The following is an 18,038-nucleotide window of genomic DNA, read 5'->3' as shown; positions in this document are numbered from 1 at the left end:
TTTTCCCTATGCAGTGAGCCCACTAGCCTAATCCTGAAAAAATAAAAGACAAGCAGCACGGGTGGCTGGCATGCCTATAATCGCGCCTGATTCAAACCCTGCCACAACTGTCGAGACTGTCATGACTATTTCCCTGTACGCCGCTTCTCTCCCGGTCTTCAAGCAAATGCTCAACGCCCTGAGCGATGTGCTGAACAAAGCCGAAGCCCACGCCACCGCCAAGAACATCGAGCCCAACGCCTTGTTGCAAGCGCGCCTGTTCCCGGACATGTTCCCGCTGGTGCGCCAGGTCCAGATCGCCGTGGACTTCGCCAAGGGCGTGTCTGCGCGCCTGGCCGAGATCGACGTGCCGAAATACGATGACGACCAAGTCAGCTTTGCCGACCTGCAAGCGCTGATCGCCAAGGTCCTGGCGTTTATCGACACGATCACCCCGGCGCAGATCGACGGCAAGGAAGGCATCGAAATCGTCACCCGTCCTGGCACGCCGAAAGAAAAACGCTTTACCGGCCAGTCTTATCTGCTGACTTACGGCCTGCCGCAGTTCTTCTTCCACGTTACCACCACCTATGCGCTGCTGCGTCACAACGGTGTGGAAGTGGGCAAACGCGACTACATGGGCGCGTTCTAACCCCGCAGACACAAAAAAAGCCCGGTCGGTTCTTCGCGGAACCGACCGGGCTTTTTTATTCACGCGGGCATCACGCCGGGTTTTTGTTTTCCTGACCCAGGCACGCAGCAGCGGTGAACAAGACGTCGGTGGAGGAGTTCAGCGCGGTTTCCGCGGAGTCCTGCAACACGCCGATGATGAAGCCCACGGCGACCACTTGCATGGCGATTTCACTCGGAATACCGAACAGGCTGCACGCCAGCGGAATCAACAGCAGTGAGCCGCCGGCCACGCCGGAGGCACCGCAGGCACAGATCGCGGCTACCAGGCTGAGTAACACGGCAGTTGGCAGGTCGACGGCGATACCCAAGGTATGCACCGCGGCCAGGCTCAGCACGGTGATGGTGATGGCGGCGCCGGCCATGTTGATGGTCGCGCCCAGCGGGATTGACACCGAATAGGTGTCTTCATGCAAGCCCAGGCGCTCACTCAAGGCCAGGTTGACCGGAATGTTGGCCGCCGAACTGCGGGTGAAAAAGGCCGTGATGCCACTTTCGCGCAGGCACATCAGTACCAGTGGATAGGGGTTGCGGCGCAATTTCCAGAACACGATGGCCGGGTTGATCACCAGCGCCACGAACAGCATGCAGCCAATCAGTACCAGCAACAGGTGCGCATAGCCCAGCAGTGCGTCGAAACCGGAAGTGGCCAGGGTCGAGGCCACCAGGCCAAAGATCCCCAGCGGGGCGAAGCGAATCACCACGCGCACAATCAACGTGACACCCGTGGACAGGTCGCCCAACACCGTACGCGTGGTTTCACCGGCATGACGGATAGCGATACCCATGCCGATGGCCCAGGCCAGGATGCCGATGAAGTTGGCGTTCATCAGGGCGCTGATCGGGTTGTCCACGACGCTGAACAACAGGCTTTTCAGCACTTCGGTGATGCCGCCCGGGGCGCTTACCGCGACATCGTGGGTCGCCAATACCAGCGTGGAGGGGAACAACATGCTGGCGACCACAGCCACCACTGAGGCCGAAAAAGTCCCCAGCAAGTACAGAAACAGGATCGGTCGGATATGGGTTTCCTGGCCGTGCTTGTGGTTGGCAATCGAGGCCATCACCAGTACGAACACCAGGATCGGTGCCACGGCCTTGAGCGCCGAGACGAATAACTTGCCGATGAACGCTACCGATTGGGCAGCACTGGGCAGCAGCAGGGCCAACACGATGCCAGCAATCAGGCCGATGATGATTTGGCTCACCAGGCTGACGCGCATGAGGCGTTGAAGGAGCGAAGGGGCAGCAGTCATAAAGAGTTGTCTCTAGTTTTTTTAATGTGCGCGGCGTAATACAGGGCGCGGAGTCTAACATGCCGCGGCGGACATCCATGTTGACTGCGTCATTCAGTCGCCCGAGCGGTGCGCGGCGCAGGTGCCTTCTGTTAAGATGGCTCATCCTTTCTTCTATTTCTCTGCCAGCGGGCCTTCGGGCTGACGCTGGCGTCGCCGTTTCTGGAGTTGTTCATGTTGTTGCCCATCCTGCTGCTGTCGGCAGCCGGTTTTACCGTATTGACCACCGAGTTCGTGATTGTCGGCCTATTGCCCTCTATCGCCCGCGACCTTGACGTCAGCGTGTCCCAGGCCGGTCTGCTGGTGACCTTGTTCGCCTTCACCGTAGCCGCGTTCGGCCCGTTCCTCACCGCGTACTTCGCGCGTTTTGAGCGCAAGCGGCTGTTTATCAGTATTTTGCTGATGTTCGGGGTGGCCAATACCCTGGCGGCCCTGGCGCCGAACATCTGGGTCATGTCCCTGGCCCGTTTGATCCCGGCCCTGGGCTTGCCGGTGTTCTGGGCGCTGGCCAGTGAAACGGCGGTGGACATTGTCGGGCCGGAATACGCCGGCCGGGCGATTGCCAAGATCGGTTTCGGGATTGTCTGTGCCACGGTATTCGGCATCCCGGTCGGCACCTTGATCTCCGACATGTTCGGCTGGCGCACGGCTTTTGGCATTTTGGCCGTGGTGGCGGTGCTCAAGGCGTTGTTGCTGTTGGTTTATCTGCCGTCGACAAAGGTGAAGAAGGACGAAGTGACGCTACGCTCGCAGTTCAAGATCCTGCGCAACCCGGTGATGCAGGGGCATGTGCTGCTGTCGATCCTGGTGTTCAGCGGCATGTTCACGGCGTATACCTACCTGGCGGATATCCTGGAGCGCTTGGCCGGTTTCGATGGCACGCTGGTGGGCTGGTGCCTGATGGGCTTCGGCGCGGTCGGTCTGATCGGCAACTCGCTGGGCGGGCGTGCGGTGGATCGTCACCCGCTGATCGCCTCCATGGTGTTCTGCGGTTTGATGATCACCGGGATGCTGGCGTTGGTCCCGGCGATCCACTCCACCCTCGGCCTCGCGGCCGCCATGGGGATCTGGGGCGTGACCCAGGCGGCACTGTTCCTGGTCAGTCATGTGCGGCTGATGAAAGCCGCTCCGCATGCACCGGCATTCGCCGCATCGCTGAACATCGCCGGCGCCAACCTGGGCATTGGCCTGGGGGCAATGGTCGGTGGGCGGGTGATCGATACGCTGGGGCTGGGCAGCCTGGGGTTTGCCGCCTCCGGTTTCATCCTGCTGTCGATTCTCCTGGCGCTGTGGCTGATGAGCGCCAAGACCCGCGAAGCGTGCGCTTGAATTTCAGCCGGGCAGGGCGGTAAACAGTTCCCGCCGGGCACCTTCGGTAATCGCCACGATGCCGGGGTGCTTGACCTTGCGCTCCACCGAGATGGCGTAGAACGATTCAGTCACCGCGTCTGTCTGGCCGATCAGGGTGACGCCATACTGACGCTCTACCTCATCGGCAATCACGCTGGGCGCAATAAAAATCCCGCTGCCCGACTGGCCGAAAGCCTGCATCAATGCACTGTCGTCGAACTCACCGACAATCCGCGGCTGGATCTGCTGTTCGGCAAACCAGCGCAGAAGGCGGCTGTGGACCACGGTTTCCGCGCCTGGAATCAGCAATGGCGCGCCGTGCAAGCGCTTTGGAAATTCGCCGCCATGCTGCTCGCCCAGCGCCCGAGTGGCGAAAAAGCTGATGCCGCACTCGCCCAGCTTCTGGCTGTAGCCCTTGATATCCAGGTGGCCGGGCATTGGGCTGTCGGAAATCACCAGGTCCAGGCGCTGGATCGCCAGGTCAGCCAATAGCCGTTCGAGCTTGTCCTCGCGACAGGTAATCCGGATCGGCTCGCTCAACTCCATGGTCGGCGCGATCAGTCGGTAGACGATGGACTTGGGCACCACATCAGCGACCCCGACACGGAATGGAATCTGTTGTTCGTTGGGCTGAGCCCGCAGCATACCCTCCAACTCATTGCCCAATTGGAACATTTGCTCGGCATAAGGCAACGCCTGACGCCCGGCCTCGGTCAATTCCAGCTGGCGTCCGACCCGTTGAAACAGCCCCACGCCGAAGGTCTGCTCCAGCAAGCTGATCTGCCCGCTGATGGTTTGGGGCGTGAGGTTCAGTTGTTCACAGGCGCGCACGATACTGCCGGTCTTGGCGACGACCCAGAAATAGTGCAACTGGCGGTAATTGAGCATCGGAGGCCTCGGGAAGAAAGTATTACTTCGTATAAATCGAAGTATAAGCGAAAAAAATACGAATTTTCCTGAAGTGTCTGCTTCCTTAGAATGCCTCGCTATCGCGGACTCACTGCTTGGGTCCACTGGTTCTAAAGAGGAAAGCATCATGAAACTCAATTTTTTGGGCACAACCTCGTTGCTTGCGCTTTCATTAGTGTTGATCAGCGGCTGTGACCAGGCCGAAAAAAGCGCACAGCAGTTGCTGGGCAAAGCCAGCGAATCGGCCAAGCAAGCGATCGACGAGACGCACCAGGCCGCCGAGCAGGCGCTGAGCGAAGCCACCCAGGGTTTGATCGCGCCCAAGGAAGATGAGGAGGAGCAGCGCACCACACCTGAATCCACCTCGCAAGAAACCTAATTTCCCGTACACCGAGTCAGGACTGACCTATGGATTACCTTGTACAGCTGGCCGCGAGCCCTACCGCCTGGGTGGCTCTGGCAACTTTGATCGTGATGGAAGTCGTGCTGGGGATCGACAACCTGATCTTCATCTCGATTCTCACCAACAAACTGCCGCAGAAGGACCGAGCCAAGGCGCGCCGCATTGGTATCAGCATGGCGCTGGTTCTGCGCCTGGGGCTGTTGAGTACCATCGCCTTTATCGTCCAGTTGACCGCGCCGGTCATTGAAATCCTCGGGCATGCGTTTTCCTGGAAAGACATGATCCTGATTGCCGGTGGCCTGTTCCTGTTGTGGAAGGCGACCACCGAAATCCACCACAGCATGGACCCGGAGACCGAAAAGGTAGAGAGCCACACCCCAAGCGTGTCCCTGGGCTTTGCCTCGGCCATCGGCCAGATCCTGCTGTTGGACCTGGTGTTCTCCATCGACAGCATCATCACCGCCGTGGGCATGACCGAGCACTTGCCGATCATGATCATTGCCGTGGTGGTCTCGGTCATCGTGATGCTGGTGGCAGCCGAGCCGTTGGCCAAGTTCATCAACGATAACCCGACGGTGGTAATGCTGGCCCTGGGCTTCCTGATCATGATCGGCATGACGCTGATCGCCGAAGGTTTCGGTGCCCATGTGCCAAAAGGCTATGTGTATGCGGCCATGGCGTTCTCGGCAGCGATCGAATGCTTGAACATCGCACGTCGTGCCCGGCACCGACGAGTGGCTGAAGCTAATCAGAGCCACTAAGCGCTGAAAAAAAGCCGGCTGCGTCCATCAGGGCGCAGCCGGCTTTTTGCTGTCTGATAGAATCGATCGCCTTGATGTCTTGAGGTATCTCCATGAACGAGCCGATTCGCCTGACCCAATACAGCCACGGTGCTGGATGTGGCTGTAAAATTTCGCCGCAGGTGCTGGAGGTGATTCTCGCCGGCAGCGGTGCCCAGAACCTGGACCCCAAGCTCTGGGTCGGCAATGCTTCGCGAGATGATGCGGCGGTGTATGCCATCGACGAAGAGCGTGGCGTGGTCTCCACCACCGACTTTTTCATGCCGATCGTCGATGACCCTTTCGACTTCGGCCGTATTGCCGCGACCAATGCCATCAGTGACATCTACGCCATGGGTGGCGTCCCGTTGATGGCCATCGCCATTCTCGGCTGGCCAGTCAATGTGCTGGCCCCGGAAGTTGCCCGCGAAGTGATTCGCGGCGGCCGTTCAGTGTGCGACGCCGCTGGCATTCCCCTGGCCGGTGGCCATTCCATCGACGCCCCGGAACCGATCTTTGGCCTGGCCGTTACCGGGCTGGTGGACAAGCGTCATATGAAGCGCAACGACACGGCCAGCGCCGGCTGCCGTTTATACCTGACCAAGCCCTTGGGCATCGGCATCCTGACCACCGCGGAAAAACGGGGTAAGTTGCGTGACACCGATATCGGATTAGCGCGGGACTGGATGTGTACCCTCAACACACCGGGTAGCCGTTTTGGCAAGCTGGCCGGCGTCACCGCAATGACCGATGTGACCGGCTTCGGTTTGCTGGGGCATCTGGTGGAGATGGCTGACGGCAGCGGTTTGACCGCACACATCGAATACGACAAGGTCCCGCGCTTGCCAGGCGTCGAGTATTACCTGGATCAAGGCTGCGTGCCCGGCGGCACGCTGCGCAACTTCGACAGCTATGCCAATCGTCTGGGGCGTATCAACGAACTGCACAAACGTGTGCTGTGTGATCCGCAAACCAGCGGCGGCCTGTTGGTGGCGGTCACGCCGGAGGGTGAAGCCGAATTCCTCGGCGTGGCGGCCGAACTGGGGCTGAACCTGACGCCCATCGGCCAACTGGTGGCGCGACAGAGCAACGCGGTAGAGGTGTCTTGATGGCTGTCGATATCACCGATTACCGCGATATCTTTCTCAACGACCGGCCAATGATGGATACCCGCGCGCCAGTGGAGTTCGTCAAGGGCGCGTTCCCGGGCGTGGTCAACTTGCCCTTGATGACTGATGACGAACGCCAACGAGTCGGCACGTGCTACAAACAGCAAGGGCAGCAGGCGGCGATTGTGCTGGGGCATGAGTTGGTGTCCGGGGCGGTCAAGGCCGAGCGCGTCGAGCAATGGGCGCGGTTTGCCCGCGCCAACCCGGACGGTTACCTGTACTGCTTTCGCGGCGGCCTGCGTTCGCAGATCGTCCAGCAGTGGTTGCGCGAGGCAGGCGTCGACTACCCGCGGGTAGGCGGTGGTTACAAAGCCATGCGGAGTTTTTTGCTCGACACCCTTGAGCAGGCCACGGCCGAATGTGACTTTGTCTTGCTGGGCGGCATGACCGGCACCGGCAAGACCGAAGTGCTCGGCCAATTGCGCAATGCCCTGGACCTTGAAGGGCACGCGAATCACCGGGGTTCCAGTTTCGGCAAGCGGGCCACCGGGCAACCGTCGAATATCGATTTTGAGAATCGCCTGGCAGTCGACGTGCTGAAAAAGCGCACGGTCGATATTCAGCAGTTTGTGCTGGAGGACGAGAGCCGCATGATCGGCAGTTGTGCCTTGCCGCTGGCGTTGCACAAAGCTATGCAGACGATGCCGATGGTGTGGCTGGAAGACAGCATCGCCGGTCGGGTCGAGCGCATCCTGCGCGATTATGTGGTCGACCTGTGCGCGGAATTCGTCGAGGTGTTTGGTGGCGAGGGCCAAGGGTTGTTTGCCGAGCGCCTGACCCAAAGCCTGGGCAATATCCATAAACGCCTGGGCGGCGAGCGTTTCCAGCGCTTGCAGATCCTCTTGCAGGAGGCCCTGCAAGAGCAGGCCCGCACCGGTTCAGTGGACCTGCACCGAAGTTGGATAGAAGGCTTGCTGCGCGAATATTACGACCCGATGTACGCCTTCCAGCGCGAGAAGAAAGGCGCACGGATCGAGTTCGCCGGGGAACAGGGCGCGGTATTGGAGTACTTGCGTGAACGAGGTGTGCGGCGGGGCGCAGGTTGATGGCATCGTCGCCGATGCCTCCAACCCCACCCTCGCGGCACATCTCAACAGCATCGGATAACTAGAGAATCACCACCGCCACCAATCCACACACCACACCCATCAGCATGGTCAGCCCGGCCACGGTCACCAGCACCCGTGCGTCGAAATCCCTGCGCAGCATCAACAGCGACGGCAGGCTCACGCTGGGCAGGGTCATCAACAGCGCCACGGCCGGCCCGGTGCCAAGACCGAGCGTCATCATGGTTTGCACGATAGGAATTTCCGCCGCCGTGGGAATCACAAACAGCGTGCCGACCACCGCCAGCGGCACCAGCCACACCAGGCTGTCGGCCATCGCCCCGTCCACATGGGGAAACAACCACACCCGCGCCGCGCCCAGTAGCAGCACCGCCAGGATGTAGACCGGGATGGTGCTCCAGAACAATTGCCACAAGGTGTGCAGCCAACGACTCAGGAACGGCTGGGTTTCGGTGGTGCTGACATCGGCCACGGCCTCCAGTGCTACCTGCGGCACCTGTTCCGGTCGGGCGATGCGTTGGGCGATCAACGCGACACCGACCACCAACACCAGCCCGGCCACCAGCCGCAGCGCGGCAAAATCCCACCCCAGGACAAAGCCCATGAATACCAGGGTGGCCGGGTTGAGCACCGGGTTGGCCATCCAGAACGCCAACGCCGCTCCCACCGACACTTGCTGGCGTCGCATGCCCGCGGCCACTGGCGCGGCGCAACAACTGCACATCATGCCCGGCAGGGCGAACAGGCTGCCGCGCAAGGTGGAGCCGAGCCCGGCGCGTCCGAACAGACGCAACAGCCAGTCCCGCGGGATCAGCACTTGCAGCAGCGAGCCGAGAATCACCGCCAATACGGCAGCTTTCCAGATCGCCAGGAAATACACCTTGGAATAGGCCAGGGCAGCCGCCAGCGGCGCCGTGTGCTGGTCGTCGAGAATGGAGGCGCCGATACTGTGGCTGTCCGCCGCCACGAAGGACTTGAGGTAGTAGGGTGACCATTTCACGTAATAGAGGCCGACACAGGCCACCAGGAGAAACAGCGCCGGTTTCCACCAGAAAGACCAGCCGCGTGCGGGGCTGGCGGAGGTGAGGTTGGACATAGGGATGATCCGCAGGTAAGTCGATAGCGGCACATCATACGCGCAGGCAAGACGATTCGCCTGGGAAGCTCGGCTGCTCCCTCAGACGGTCCGATCAGGTATCGGCGCCGGCATGTGTTGCATCCGGGCACGTGTGCAGGCCGTTATCCAGGCCCTGCTTGTAGTTGCGGCTGAGCAGGCTGGCCTTGCCGTTGTGCCATGTCAGGGTCAGCACGTAGAGCGTGTCGAAGTCAGTCCCGGACCAGTCATCGGTAATGGTGCGTTTCTCACCCAGCGCTTCGCTTGCCACCTTGTTGATCAGTTCCGGCAGATAACCGTGGGACCAGGCGGTGTAGATGGTCGAGTTGCGGTATTTGCTATCCACCAACTCATCCGCCAGATCACTGGTGTCATTGGCCGAAAACTCGATGTTTACCGGCAGCCCGAGTTTGATGGCGCTAGGGCTGATGGTCATCAATGGGCGAATATAACTGTAGGAATTGTCCAGTTCGCCTTCCTCGACATTCCGGGTCGGATTGGCCGCAAACACAAAATCGGCGGCGCCGAATTTTTCCGGCAACACCGTGGCCAGGTTCATCGCGCGATTGAGGCCCTGGCAGTTGAGCTGGCCCAGACCGCCGGCAGGTTTCTCGCCGTGGCGCAGAAACACCAGTGTCTGTACGCCATCAACCTGTTGTGCGCGGCTTTCCCGGACTTCCAGGGTCACCATCAACGCGCCGCCCACCACCAGAAACGGCAACATAATGTATGAATATCGTTTAAGGCGTTTGGCCAGGCACAGAGGCTGTAATTTCATTAGGATCAGGTCTTCAGTGCATCGGATTGAGGCTAACAAGCCCGGCCACAGCGTTGCTTCCAGCATCGCATGACATTCCGTGACAATATGGCGGTACGCCTCCATTCAACCGCTCAAGCGCTTTTAAGAGTACAACTTCGTCTTTTGGTTCTCTTGTACAGGAGATTAACCAGCGGATGTTGCGAATTGAAGAACGCTGCAGGTCGCGCGCCAGATGAGTCGGGTTGGGTGGCCTGCCTCGGGGCGCGTGGATTTTTACCTTCCTGGCTGACGCTGAATACCACTGAATTTTTGATAGGGATTTCATGCCTTCTTTTGATTTCAAACAACTGGATGTCTTCAGTCACCACGCCCTCAAAGGCAATCCGCTGGCCGTGGTGCTGGGCGCCGACAGCCTCAGCGACCAGCAAATGGCCGACTTCGCCAAATGGACAAACCTCAGCGAAACCACGTTTTTGCTCAAGCCCCGTGATCCGCGTGCCGATTACCGGGTGCGTATTTTCACCACCTTGTACGAGCTGCCTTTCGCCGGTCATCCCACCCTGGGCAGTTGCCATGCCTGGCTGCAGGCTGGCGGTGTGCCCCAGGGTGAAGAGATCATTCAGGAGTGCGAGATCGGCCTGGTGCGTATTCGCCGCGAGGGTGACGAACTGGCTTTTATCGCGCCGCCGCTGTTGCGCTCAGGCCCGCTGGAGGCGGATTTGCTGGAGCGTGTGCGCTTGGCGCTGGATCTTGAACCGCACGCCATTCTCCGCAGCCAGTGGGTCGACAACGGCGCGGGCTGGCTGGCGCTGATGTTGGCGGATCGGGACACAGTGCTGGGTCTGCAACCGGACTATTCGCAGCTGTCGGGCTTGGCGGTGGGTGTGATTGCGCCGTGGAACCCGTCTCGGGACGGTGACGAAGCGCAATTCGAAGTGCGCGCCTTTATTGCCGGCGATGGTGCGCCGGAAGACCCGGCGACCGGCAGCCTGAATGCGGGAATCGCTCAATGGCTGTTGACTGAAGACCTGGCGCCAAGCCGTTATGTGGTCAGCCAGGGCACGGCCATGGGCCGTGTCGGGCGAATCCGGGTGGTGCAGCAGGGCGATGAAATCTGGATCGGTGGCGCCGTTACGTTGTGTATCGAAGGGCGCTTGACGCTTTAACGGAGATTGTCGCAAACGCCATTGTTACGTGAATGGAAAAACAGCGTTATGGACGCGGGGTTTGTGCTCTCGATCAATCCGGGCATAAGCTTTCGCCCTTACACTAGCGACCTTGCCAGATGCGCTGGCCTTTCTTGTAGGAAATTGTAGGAAAATTCATGTCCAGTCAGTTCCCCGAAGCCCGTTCTCGCCGTCTGCGCCGTTCTCCGGAGTTGCGCAGCCTGTTCCAGGAAAGCGAATTCACCCTGAATGATCTGGTATTGCCGATCTTTGTCGAAGAAGAAATCGATGCGTTCGTGCCCATTACCAGCATGCCGGGTGTGATGCGGATCCCCGAGTCGAAACTGGCCGGTGAAATCGAGCGCTACGCCCGCGCCGGGATCAAGTCGGTGATGACCTTTGGCGTGTCGCACCACCTGGACGCCAGCGGCAGTGACACCTGGAACGAACGTGGCCTGGTATCGCGCATGTCCGCCATCTGCAAGGATGCGGTGCCGGAAATGATCGTCATGTCCGACACCTGCTTCTGCGAATACACCGATCATGGCCATTGCGGCGTGATGCACGGCACTGAAGTCGATAACGACCGCACGCTGGTCAACCTCGGCAAGCAAGCCGTGGCCGCCGCGCGTGCCGGTGCTGACGTGATTGCGCCGTCGGCGGCAATGGACGGACAGGTCCAGGCCATTCGCCGGGCGCTGGATGAGGCGGGCTTCACGCATATCCCGATCATGGCGTATTCCACCAAATTCGCCTCGGCCCTCTACGGTCCGTTCCGCGAGGCCGGCGGCAGTGCGTTGAAGGGCGATCGTAAAAGCTACCAGATGAACCCGATGAACCGCCGCGAAGCCGTGCGTGAGTCCTTGTTGGACGAGCAGGAAGGCGCCGACTCATTGATGGTCAAGCCTGCCGGGGCGTACCTGGACATCATCCGCGATATCCGCGAAGCCTCGCGTCTGCCGGTGGCGGCGTATCAGGTCAGCGGCGAGTACGCGATGATCAAGTTCGGTGCCCAGGCCGGGGCGATTGATGAAGCCCGGGTGGTGCGGGAAAGCCTGGGCTCGATCAAGCGGGCGGGCGCGGACCTGATCTTCACCTACTTTGCGATGGACCTGGCGCTGGCCGGGATCTGAACGGGGTGATTGTCTGCAGGAGCGCGTCTACCGCGCTCCTGCAGCGTGGCGAGGCTTTAGCGTTGGGCAAATGCCAGGTTCAGTCCCAGGCCTGCAAAGGCTGCGGAAAAACTGCGGCGCAACCAGTGCTGTACCCGTGGCGACTCGATCACGGCGCGACGAAAGACATTGGCCAACAGGCCATAGATCACAAACACCGTGAACGTCATCGCCATGAACACACTGCTCAGTATCGCCATTTGCAGGACAGGCGCGCCAGCGCCCGGCGTCACGAACTGAGGCAGAAAGGCCAGGAAAAAAATGGTCAGCTTCGGGTTGAGGATGTTCAGCAAAAAGCCCCGTAACATCAGGCTGCGGGCGCTGGACGGGGGTGGCGTGTCACTCACCGCGAAGGCAGAACGATCACGCCAGGTGATATACGCCAGATACAGCAAGTAAGCCGCCCCGGCATACTTCAGCGCTTCGAACGCCAGGGCGCTGGTGTGCAGCAGGGCAGACAAGCCCAAGGCTGACGCCAGCAGATGCGGGACGATGCCCGCGGTACAGCCCAGCGCGGCGAAGATACTCGCGCGTTTGCCGGCCGTCAGGCCTGTGGAAACGGTGAAAATCACACCGGTTCCGGGGATCAGTACGACGATCAGGCAGGTAATGAGGAAGTTCAGGCTGAGCATAGTGTTCAAACTCCTTGTTGGAACCACGGGGATCGATCGTTCCATATTCCGCAGGCGTTTGCGAGCGCAGCGAACCGACGTTGGACTTGCCGGTCGATATCTGCCAAGACTGGACCTTCACCGCTCAAGGACACTTCATGTACTCATCCCGCCTGATCTTCTGCCTGACCACTTTGTTGGTGCTGGCCGGCTGCTCGACCCCACGCAGTCAGCAGCCACCCGAGCGCAGTGAGGCCGAAGTCAAGGCGCAGATCGTGCGCTTGATACCGGCCAAGGTTCCCGACCGCGCCGGCTGGGCCCAGGACATTTACACGGCATTCAACACCCAGGAAATCTACCCCGGCACCGAGAATATCTGTGCAGTGCTGGCCGTGACCGAGCAAGAGTCCACCTATCAGGTCGATCCACCGGTCCCGAACATGGGCAAGATTGCCCAGGATGAAATCCTCCGGCGCGCGGCCAGGCTCCATGTCCCCGGCGTGCTGGTGCGCACGGCGCTGCAATTGCGCTCACCCACCGGCAAGTCCTACGCCGAGCGCTTGAAGGCCGCCCGTACCGAAAAAGACTTGAGCGCAATTTTTGATGACTTCATCAGTGTCGTGCCTTTGGGGCGCACGCTGTTTGGCAGTTTCAATCCGGTCCACACCGCAGGCCCGATGCAGGTCAGCATTGCCTTTGCCGAGCAACAGGCGCGGGGTTATCCCTACGCGGTGGACGGCAGTATTCGCCGCGAAGTGTTCACTCGACGTGGCGGCATGTATTTCGGCATCGCGCATCTGCTGGGCTACCCGGTGAATTACGACCAGCCGTTGTACCGCTTCGCTGATTTCAACGCTGGCTGGTACGCCAGCCGCAACGCGGCGTTCCAGGCGGCTGTCAGTCGCGCGTCGGGCAAGACGCTGGCGCTGGACGGGGATTTGATCCGTCATGGCTCGATCATGCCCGGCAACACCGAACTCGCGGTGCGCTCGTTGGGCAAGGCGCTGGGTATGCGTAATCCGAGTATCCGCAGCCAGCTGGAACAGGGCGATAGCCTGGATTTTGAAGAGACGACCCTGTACCAGCGGGTATTTGCCTTGGCCGAGAAAGCCGAAGGCAAGCCGCTGCCACGGGCGGTCCTGCCGGGCATCGTGCTGAAAAGCCCGAAGATCACCCGCAAGCTGACCACGGCCTGGTTCGCCAATCGCGTGAATGACCGTTATCAGCGTTGCATGAAGCGCTGATGTGCCTGTCGATAGCAATCGACGGGCGCTATTGGCAGGGATTTGTGTGGTGGATGTTGGTGGTCGTGGGGCTGGAGCCGGGTTAAACCTCATCCTCCCAAAGGACGAGTTCGCCATGACTGCCATGCCTGAAGGTTTCATCCTGTTGCCGCGCAGCAGCCCGCTCCTGGATCTGCTGGGGCCGGTGTATTGCCGGGGCGAAGGCTTGCGATTGCGCCTTGGCCTGCGTGCCGACAGCCGTCATGCCAACGGACGTGGCACGGTTCATGGCGGTGTGTTGGCGACCCTGGCGGATGTCGGCATGGGTTACGCGATGGCGTTTTCCAGTGATCCCCCGCTGCCTTTGATCACAGCCAGCATGACCCTGGACTACTTGGGCGCGGTGCAGGTGGGAGACTGGATCGAGGTACACCTGGAACATCACAAGCGCGGGCGGCAGATGGCGTTTGCCACGGTCAGCCTGCACGTTGCAGAGAAGGTGGTGGTGCGGGCCAGTGCGGTGTTCGCAGTGCCGACGCCCTCTACCGGGCAATGAGGCCAACCTCCTGTGGGAGCGCTCGGCATTAGCCATTTCCGCCCCATAAAAAAAGGCCCGACTTTTCGTGGAGTCGGGCCTTTCTCATGTTGCTCGTTGAGTCAGTTGCGTTCGAGGGCCAGCGCCACGCCCTGGCCGCCACCGATGCACAAGGTCGCCAGACCTTTCTTGGCATCGCGCTTGATCATTTCGTGAAGCAGGGTGACCAGCACCCGGCAGCCTGACGCGCCAATCGGGTGGCCGATGGCAATGGCTCCGCCGTTGACGTTGACCTTGTCGGCATCCCACTCCAACGCCTTGCCCACCGCCAGTGCTTGCGCGGCGAAGGCTTCGTTGGCTTCGATCAGATCCAGTTCGCCCAGGGTCCAGCCGGCCTTGTCCAGGCAACGGCGGGTGGCCGACACCGGGCCAATCCCCATGATCGCCGGATCGACACCCGCGTTGGCATAGCTGGCGATACGCGCCAGGACCGGCAGGCCGAGGGCCTTGGCCTTGTCGGCACTCATCAGTAACACCGCAGCCGCGCCGTCATTCAGGCTGGACGCATTGCCGGCGGTGACACTGCCGTCTTTCTTGAAGGCCGGCTTGAGCTTGCCCAGGGATTCGGCGGTGGTGCCGGCGCGGGGTTGTTCGTCCACGGCGAAGGCCACCGGGTCGCCCTTGCGCTGGGGAATCAGGATCGGCGTGATTTCGTCGGCAAAGCGTCCGGCCTCGATGGCCGCGGCGGCTTTCTGTTGGGAGGCGGCGGCGAACGCGTCCTGGGCTTCGCGGCTGATGCCGTACTTGTCCACCAGGTTCTCGGCGGTGATGCCCATGTGATAGTCGTTGAACGCGTCCCACAAGCCGTCGGTGATCATGCTGTCGATCATCTTCGCGTGGCCCATGCGCAGGCCGGTACGGGCGGCGGGCAACACATAGGGCGCCAGGCTCATGTTCTCCATGCCACCGGCGATGATCACCTCGGCGTCACCGCAGCGGATGGCTTGCGCCCCTAGGTGCAAGGCCTTGAGACCGGAACCGCAAACCTTGTTCAAGGTCAGGCTCGGCACCGCGTGAGGCAGGCCGGCGAGGATCGAGGCCTGGCGTGCCGGATTCTGGCCGCTGCCTGCGGTCAGTACCTGGCCGAGGATCACTTCATCGACCTGCGCAGGGTCGAGGCCGGTCTGCTCCAGCAGGCGGCGGATCACCGCAGCCCCCAGCTCCGGCGCCGGGATGCTCGCCAGGGAACCCTGGAAACTGCCCACGGCGGTGCGTGTGGCAGCAACAATGACGACGTCTTGCATGGAATCTTTCCTCACTGGGCAGCGAACTGCATTTCTGGAACATGGTCCGGGACGATCAGTTTACCGGCGGTCTTGCTGACAATCTCTTCCACGCTGACGCCAGGTGCGCGTTCCTTGAGGACAAAAGCGCCATTTTCGATTTCCAGATAGGCCAGGTCCGTCAACACGCGCTTGATGCAGTTGGCGCCGGTCAGCGGCAGGCTGCATTGGCTGAGCAGTTTGGACTCACCATCCTTGGAGGCGTGGGTCATGATCACGATGATGTTTTCCGCGCCAGCCACCAGGTCCATGGCGCCGCCCATGCCCTTGACCAGTTTGCCGGGGATCATCCACGAGGCAATGTTGCCCTGGACATCCACTTCAAATGCGCCGAGCACGGTGAGGTCGACATGCCCGCCGCGAATCATCGCGAAGGACTCGGCGGAGGAAAAGATCGAAGCGCCGATACGCGCGGTGACGGTTTGCTTGCCGGCGTTGATCATGTCGGCATCGATGGTTTCTTCGGTGGGAAACGGACCCATGCCCAGCAGGCCGTTTTCCGACTGCAGCATCACTTCCATGCCTTCGGGAATATAGTTGGCGACCAGGGTCGGGATACCGATGCCCAGGTTGACGTAGAAACCATCCTGCATTTCACGGGCCACGCGTTGCGCCATTTGTTCGCGGGTGAGAGCCATGTGTTGTCTCCTTATTCTCGGGGCTGGAGGATTATTTGCGTACGGTGCGCTGTTCAATGCGCTTCTCGAAGGTGCCGCAGATAATCCGGTCGACGTAGATGCCTGGGGTATGGATCTGCGCCGGGTCCAGCGCGCCCGGTTCGACGATTTCCTCGACCTCGACCACGGTGATCTTGCCGGCGGTGGCGGCCAGCGGGTTGAAGTTCTGCGCAGTGTGGCGGTAGATGACGTTGCCGAAATGGTCGGCTTTCCAGCCTTTGACAATGGCAAAGTCGCCGGTGATGGACTCTTCCATCAGGTATGGACGACCGTTGAAGTCACGGGTTTCCTTGCCTTCGGCCACCGGGGTGCCGACGCCGGTGGCGGTGAAGAAGGCCGGGATGCCGGCACCGCCCGCGCGCATTTTTTCGGCCAGAGTGCCTTGTGGGGTCAGGATCACTTCGATTTCGCCACTGAGCAGTTGCTTCTCGAAGAGGGCGTTTTCACCGACATAGGAGGCGATCACTTTGCTGATCTGCTTTTGTTCCAGCAATACGCCCAGGCCGAAACCGTCGACCCCGCAGTTGTTGGAGACCACGGTCAGGTTGCGGGTGCCTTTGCGCTTGATCTCGGCGATCAGGTTTTCCGGAATGCCACACAGACCGAAACCCCCGGCGAGTACGGTCATGCCGTCCTCAAGACCTGCCAGCGCTTCTGCATAGGACGCCACGCGTTTATCGAAACCTGCCATACGCACCTCTTTTATTGTTTGTGGGCCAGCCATTGCTCCAGAGTGTTGCGCTGTCGGATTGATTTGTTAAGTTGTTTTTTAAGGTTGATTGATTTAAAAAACAGCATAATTTTTGATTTTCTGGAGCAGTGCGATGACTGTAAAACAGATACGCGCCTTCCTTGCCGTGGCCCAGAGCCTGAGTTTTGCTGCCGCGTGTGAGCGCCTGCATTTGTCACAGTCAGCCCTGAGCCTGACCATCAAAGGCCTGGAAGAAGGGCTGGGTGGACGTTTGTTCAGCCGCAATACCCGCAACGTGGCGCTGACGCCCGAGGGCGAATCGCTGTTGCCCCTGGCCAGACGCCTGATTGCCGATTGGGACAACGCCGAGGATGAACTGCGCCAGCGCTTCACCCTGCAACGCGGACGCGTGACGGTGGCGGCAATGCCCTCGTTTGCCGGTAATGTGTTACCACCGATCCTGAAGGTGTTTCGTGCGCGTTTTCCCCAGGTCAACGTGACTGTGCATGACCTGATCAACGAACACGTGTTGGAAATGGTCCGGGATCGACATGTGGAACTGGGTGTCGCGTTCGAACCCGCCCCTGGCTCGTCCTTGCAGTTCACCCCCTTATACCTGGATCGCTTTATCGCCGTAGTGCCGGGTGATTCACCCTTGGCGCAGATGGCTGAAATCGACTGGAAGACCTTGCTGGCGCAGCCCTTCATCACTTTGCAGCGACCCTCCACCGTACGGGTGATGCTGGAGGAGCACCTGGGCGCCTTGGGCATGAAGCTGCCGGTAGCCCTGGAAAGCCATCAACTGGCAACGGTGGGCAAAATGGTCGCCAGTGGGTTGGGTGTCAGTGCTGTACCGGCGTTGTGCGCGCGGCAGATGGAGGAGGCGGGTGGCCGTTGCATCACCTTGACGGATCCGGTGATCGAGCGACCTATTGGTGTGCTGACCAAGCCTGGTCATGAGTTGTCGGCAGCGGCCCAGGCCTTGTTTGATATTTTTTGCGATGAGGCAGGCAAAGGCCGATTTCCGGCAGAGCCTTGAATAAAAGTTAGAACAATAAAAAAGCCTGCTCGATTAAACGAGCAGGCTCAAGCAATGGGGTAGATT

At 60.5% G+C, this 18,038-nt stretch carries 19 protein-coding genes; 11 read left to right on the top strand and 8 right to left on the bottom strand.

The features are described 5' to 3' along the window. The first annotated feature begins 121 nt into the window (after window positions 1-121). Window positions 122-631 (top strand): DUF1993 domain-containing protein, encoded by a 510-nt coding sequence (locus AC6CIA_RS11155; RefSeq protein ID WP_498311951.1) that lies wholly within the window; start codon window positions 122-124, stop codon window positions 629-631. 70 nt (window positions 632-701) lie between these two features. Here AC6CIA_RS11155 and sstT read toward each other — a convergent pair whose 3' ends face one another. Beyond that, window positions 702-1,925 carry a serine/threonine transporter SstT gene (gene sstT, locus AC6CIA_RS11150; protein WP_498311950.1) on the bottom strand — a complete coding sequence of 408 codons (1,224 nt, stop codon included), beginning with the start codon at window positions 1,923-1,925 and terminating at the stop codon, window positions 702-704. Between the two features lie 213 nt (window positions 1,926-2,138). On the opposite strand from sstT, the gene AC6CIA_RS11145 reads away from it, so the two are divergent. After that, window positions 2,139-3,293: an MFS transporter gene (locus tag AC6CIA_RS11145; RefSeq protein ID WP_498311948.1), complete on the top strand. Its 1,155-nt coding sequence runs from the start codon at window positions 2,139-2,141 to the stop codon at window positions 3,291-3,293. Between the two features lie 3 nt (window positions 3,294-3,296). Here the strand turns inward: AC6CIA_RS11145 and nhaR are convergent, their stop codons facing one another. Next, a complete protein-coding gene (gene nhaR, locus AC6CIA_RS11140) occupies window positions 3,297-4,202 on the bottom strand; it encodes a transcriptional activator NhaR (RefSeq protein WP_498311947.1) in 906 nt (301 codons plus the stop codon). Between the two features lie 148 nt (window positions 4,203-4,350). Between nhaR and AC6CIA_RS11135 the strand changes: the two genes are divergently transcribed. The 4 genes from AC6CIA_RS11135 (at window position 4,351) to mnmH (ending at window position 7,620) form a co-directional block, all read left to right on the top strand. After that, window positions 4,351-4,602 (top strand): hypothetical protein, encoded by a 252-nt coding sequence (locus AC6CIA_RS11135; protein ID WP_498311945.1) that lies wholly within the window; start codon window positions 4,351-4,353, stop codon window positions 4,600-4,602. Between the two features lie 29 nt (window positions 4,603-4,631). After that, window positions 4,632-5,387, top strand: coding sequence for a TerC family protein (locus tag AC6CIA_RS11130; RefSeq protein WP_339528313.1), 756 nt, complete (start codon window positions 4,632-4,634; stop codon window positions 5,385-5,387). Window positions 5,388-5,479: 92 nt separating this feature from the next. After that, window positions 5,480-6,514: a selenide, water dikinase SelD gene (selD, locus tag AC6CIA_RS11125; protein WP_339528315.1), complete on the top strand. Its 1,035-nt coding sequence runs from the start codon at window positions 5,480-5,482 to the stop codon at window positions 6,512-6,514. Continuing rightward, window positions 6,514-7,620, top strand: coding sequence for a tRNA 2-selenouridine(34) synthase MnmH (mnmH, locus tag AC6CIA_RS11120; RefSeq protein ID WP_498311942.1), 1,107 nt, complete (start codon window positions 6,514-6,516; stop codon window positions 7,618-7,620). Before selD ends, mnmH begins: the two co-directional genes overlap by 1 nt. Window positions 7,621-7,681: 61 nt before the next feature. Here mnmH and AC6CIA_RS11115 read toward each other — a convergent pair whose 3' ends face one another. Both AC6CIA_RS11115 and AC6CIA_RS11110 read right to left on the bottom strand, forming a co-directional pair. Continuing rightward, window positions 7,682-8,737 (bottom strand): permease, encoded by a 1,056-nt coding sequence (locus tag AC6CIA_RS11115; protein ID WP_498311940.1) that lies wholly within the window; start codon window positions 8,735-8,737, stop codon window positions 7,682-7,684. A gap of 94 nt (window positions 8,738-8,831) precedes the next feature. Continuing rightward, on the bottom strand, window positions 8,832-9,533 hold the full coding sequence (locus AC6CIA_RS11110; protein ID WP_339528321.1) for a histidine phosphatase family protein: 702 nt from the start codon (window positions 9,531-9,533) through the stop codon (window positions 8,832-8,834). 305 nt (window positions 9,534-9,838) lie between these two features. On the opposite strand from AC6CIA_RS11110, the gene AC6CIA_RS11105 reads away from it, so the two are divergent. Together AC6CIA_RS11105 and hemB are read left to right on the top strand one after the other, a co-directional pair. Then, a complete protein-coding gene (locus tag AC6CIA_RS11105) occupies window positions 9,839-10,681 on the top strand; it encodes a PhzF family phenazine biosynthesis protein (RefSeq protein WP_498311937.1) in 843 nt (280 codons plus the stop codon). A gap of 158 nt (window positions 10,682-10,839) precedes the next feature. Further along, window positions 10,840-11,814, top strand: coding sequence for a porphobilinogen synthase (gene hemB / locus AC6CIA_RS11100; protein WP_498311935.1), 975 nt, complete (start codon window positions 10,840-10,842; stop codon window positions 11,812-11,814). Between the two features lie 56 nt (window positions 11,815-11,870). On the opposite strand, the gene AC6CIA_RS11095 is transcribed toward hemB, so the two are convergent. After that, window positions 11,871-12,485, bottom strand: a complete 615-nt coding sequence (locus AC6CIA_RS11095) for a LysE family translocator (RefSeq protein WP_498311934.1) — start codon at window positions 12,483-12,485, stop codon at window positions 11,871-11,873. 137 nt (window positions 12,486-12,622) lie between these two features. On the opposite strand from AC6CIA_RS11095, the gene AC6CIA_RS11090 reads away from it, so the two are divergent. Both AC6CIA_RS11090 and AC6CIA_RS11085 read left to right on the top strand, forming a co-directional pair. Further along, a complete protein-coding gene (locus AC6CIA_RS11090; protein WP_498311932.1) occupies window positions 12,623-13,708 on the top strand; it encodes a DUF1615 domain-containing protein in 1,086 nt (361 codons plus the stop codon). A gap of 115 nt (window positions 13,709-13,823) precedes the next feature. Beyond that, entirely contained in the window at window positions 13,824-14,243 is a 420-nt protein-coding gene (locus tag AC6CIA_RS11085) for a PaaI family thioesterase (protein WP_498311930.1), read from the top strand. A 101-nt stretch (window positions 14,244-14,344) separates the two neighbouring features. Here AC6CIA_RS11085 and AC6CIA_RS11080 read toward each other — a convergent pair whose 3' ends face one another. The 3 genes from AC6CIA_RS11080 to AC6CIA_RS11070 are packed head-to-tail and all read right to left on the bottom strand — an operon-like array spanning window position 14,345 to window position 16,933. After that, window positions 14,345-15,526, bottom strand: a complete 1,182-nt coding sequence (locus AC6CIA_RS11080; protein WP_498311928.1) for an acetyl-CoA C-acetyltransferase — start codon at window positions 15,524-15,526, stop codon at window positions 14,345-14,347. 11 nt (window positions 15,527-15,537) lie between these two features. Continuing rightward, a complete protein-coding gene (locus AC6CIA_RS11075) occupies window positions 15,538-16,203 on the bottom strand; it encodes a CoA transferase subunit B (protein ID WP_084377763.1) in 666 nt (221 codons plus the stop codon). Between the two features lie 31 nt (window positions 16,204-16,234). Next, a complete protein-coding gene (locus AC6CIA_RS11070) occupies window positions 16,235-16,933 on the bottom strand; it encodes a CoA transferase subunit A (RefSeq protein WP_084377765.1) in 699 nt (232 codons plus the stop codon). A 133-nt stretch (window positions 16,934-17,066) separates the two neighbouring features. Between AC6CIA_RS11070 and AC6CIA_RS11065 the strand changes: the two genes are divergently transcribed. Continuing rightward, window positions 17,067-17,972, top strand: coding sequence for a LysR family transcriptional regulator (locus tag AC6CIA_RS11065; protein WP_498311926.1), 906 nt, complete (start codon window positions 17,067-17,069; stop codon window positions 17,970-17,972). The last annotated feature ends 66 nt before the right edge of the window (window positions 17,973-18,038 follow it).

This window comes from Pseudomonas sp. GQ91, assembly GCF_059758795.1.
This window is presented reverse-complemented; position numbering and strand designations above follow the sequence as displayed.

What these genes read in the sequence shown, in the direction of transcription:
- AC6CIA_RS11155 (WP_498311951.1), top strand. Translation starts at nt 122, where the DNA reads ATGACTATTTCCCTGTACGCCGCTTCTCTCCCGGTCTTCAAGCAAATG.
- sstT (WP_498311950.1), bottom strand. Translation starts at nt 1,925, where the DNA reads ATGACTGCTGCCCCTTCGCTCCTTCAACGCCTCATGCGCGTCAGCCTG.
- AC6CIA_RS11145 (WP_498311948.1), top strand. Translation starts at nt 2,139, where the DNA reads ATGTTGTTGCCCATCCTGCTGCTGTCGGCAGCCGGTTTTACCGTATTG.
- nhaR (WP_498311947.1), bottom strand. Translation starts at nt 4,202, where the DNA reads ATGCTCAATTACCGCCAGTTGCACTATTTCTGGGTCGTCGCCAAGACC.
- AC6CIA_RS11135 (WP_498311945.1), top strand. Translation starts at nt 4,351, where the DNA reads ATGAAACTCAATTTTTTGGGCACAACCTCGTTGCTTGCGCTTTCATTA.
- AC6CIA_RS11130 (WP_339528313.1), top strand. Translation starts at nt 4,632, where the DNA reads ATGGATTACCTTGTACAGCTGGCCGCGAGCCCTACCGCCTGGGTGGCT.
- selD (WP_339528315.1), top strand. Translation starts at nt 5,480, where the DNA reads ATGAACGAGCCGATTCGCCTGACCCAATACAGCCACGGTGCTGGATGT.
- mnmH (WP_498311942.1), top strand. Translation starts at nt 6,514, where the DNA reads ATGGCTGTCGATATCACCGATTACCGCGATATCTTTCTCAACGACCGG.
- AC6CIA_RS11115 (WP_498311940.1), bottom strand. Translation starts at nt 8,737, where the DNA reads ATGTCCAACCTCACCTCCGCCAGCCCCGCACGCGGCTGGTCTTTCTGG.
- AC6CIA_RS11110 (WP_339528321.1), bottom strand. Translation starts at nt 9,533, where the DNA reads ATGAAATTACAGCCTCTGTGCCTGGCCAAACGCCTTAAACGATATTCA.
- AC6CIA_RS11105 (WP_498311937.1), top strand. Translation starts at nt 9,839, where the DNA reads ATGCCTTCTTTTGATTTCAAACAACTGGATGTCTTCAGTCACCACGCC.
- hemB (WP_498311935.1), top strand. Translation starts at nt 10,840, where the DNA reads ATGTCCAGTCAGTTCCCCGAAGCCCGTTCTCGCCGTCTGCGCCGTTCT.
- AC6CIA_RS11095 (WP_498311934.1), bottom strand. Translation starts at nt 12,485, where the DNA reads ATGCTCAGCCTGAACTTCCTCATTACCTGCCTGATCGTCGTACTGATC.
- AC6CIA_RS11090 (WP_498311932.1), top strand. Translation starts at nt 12,623, where the DNA reads ATGTACTCATCCCGCCTGATCTTCTGCCTGACCACTTTGTTGGTGCTG.
- AC6CIA_RS11085 (WP_498311930.1), top strand. Translation starts at nt 13,824, where the DNA reads ATGACTGCCATGCCTGAAGGTTTCATCCTGTTGCCGCGCAGCAGCCCG.
- AC6CIA_RS11080 (WP_498311928.1), bottom strand. Translation starts at nt 15,526, where the DNA reads ATGCAAGACGTCGTCATTGTTGCTGCCACACGCACCGCCGTGGGCAGT.
- AC6CIA_RS11075 (WP_084377763.1), bottom strand. Translation starts at nt 16,203, where the DNA reads ATGGCTCTCACCCGCGAACAAATGGCGCAACGCGTGGCCCGTGAAATG.
- AC6CIA_RS11070 (WP_084377765.1), bottom strand. Translation starts at nt 16,933, where the DNA reads ATGGCAGGTTTCGATAAACGCGTGGCGTCCTATGCAGAAGCGCTGGCA.
- AC6CIA_RS11065 (WP_498311926.1), top strand. Translation starts at nt 17,067, where the DNA reads ATGACTGTAAAACAGATACGCGCCTTCCTTGCCGTGGCCCAGAGCCTG.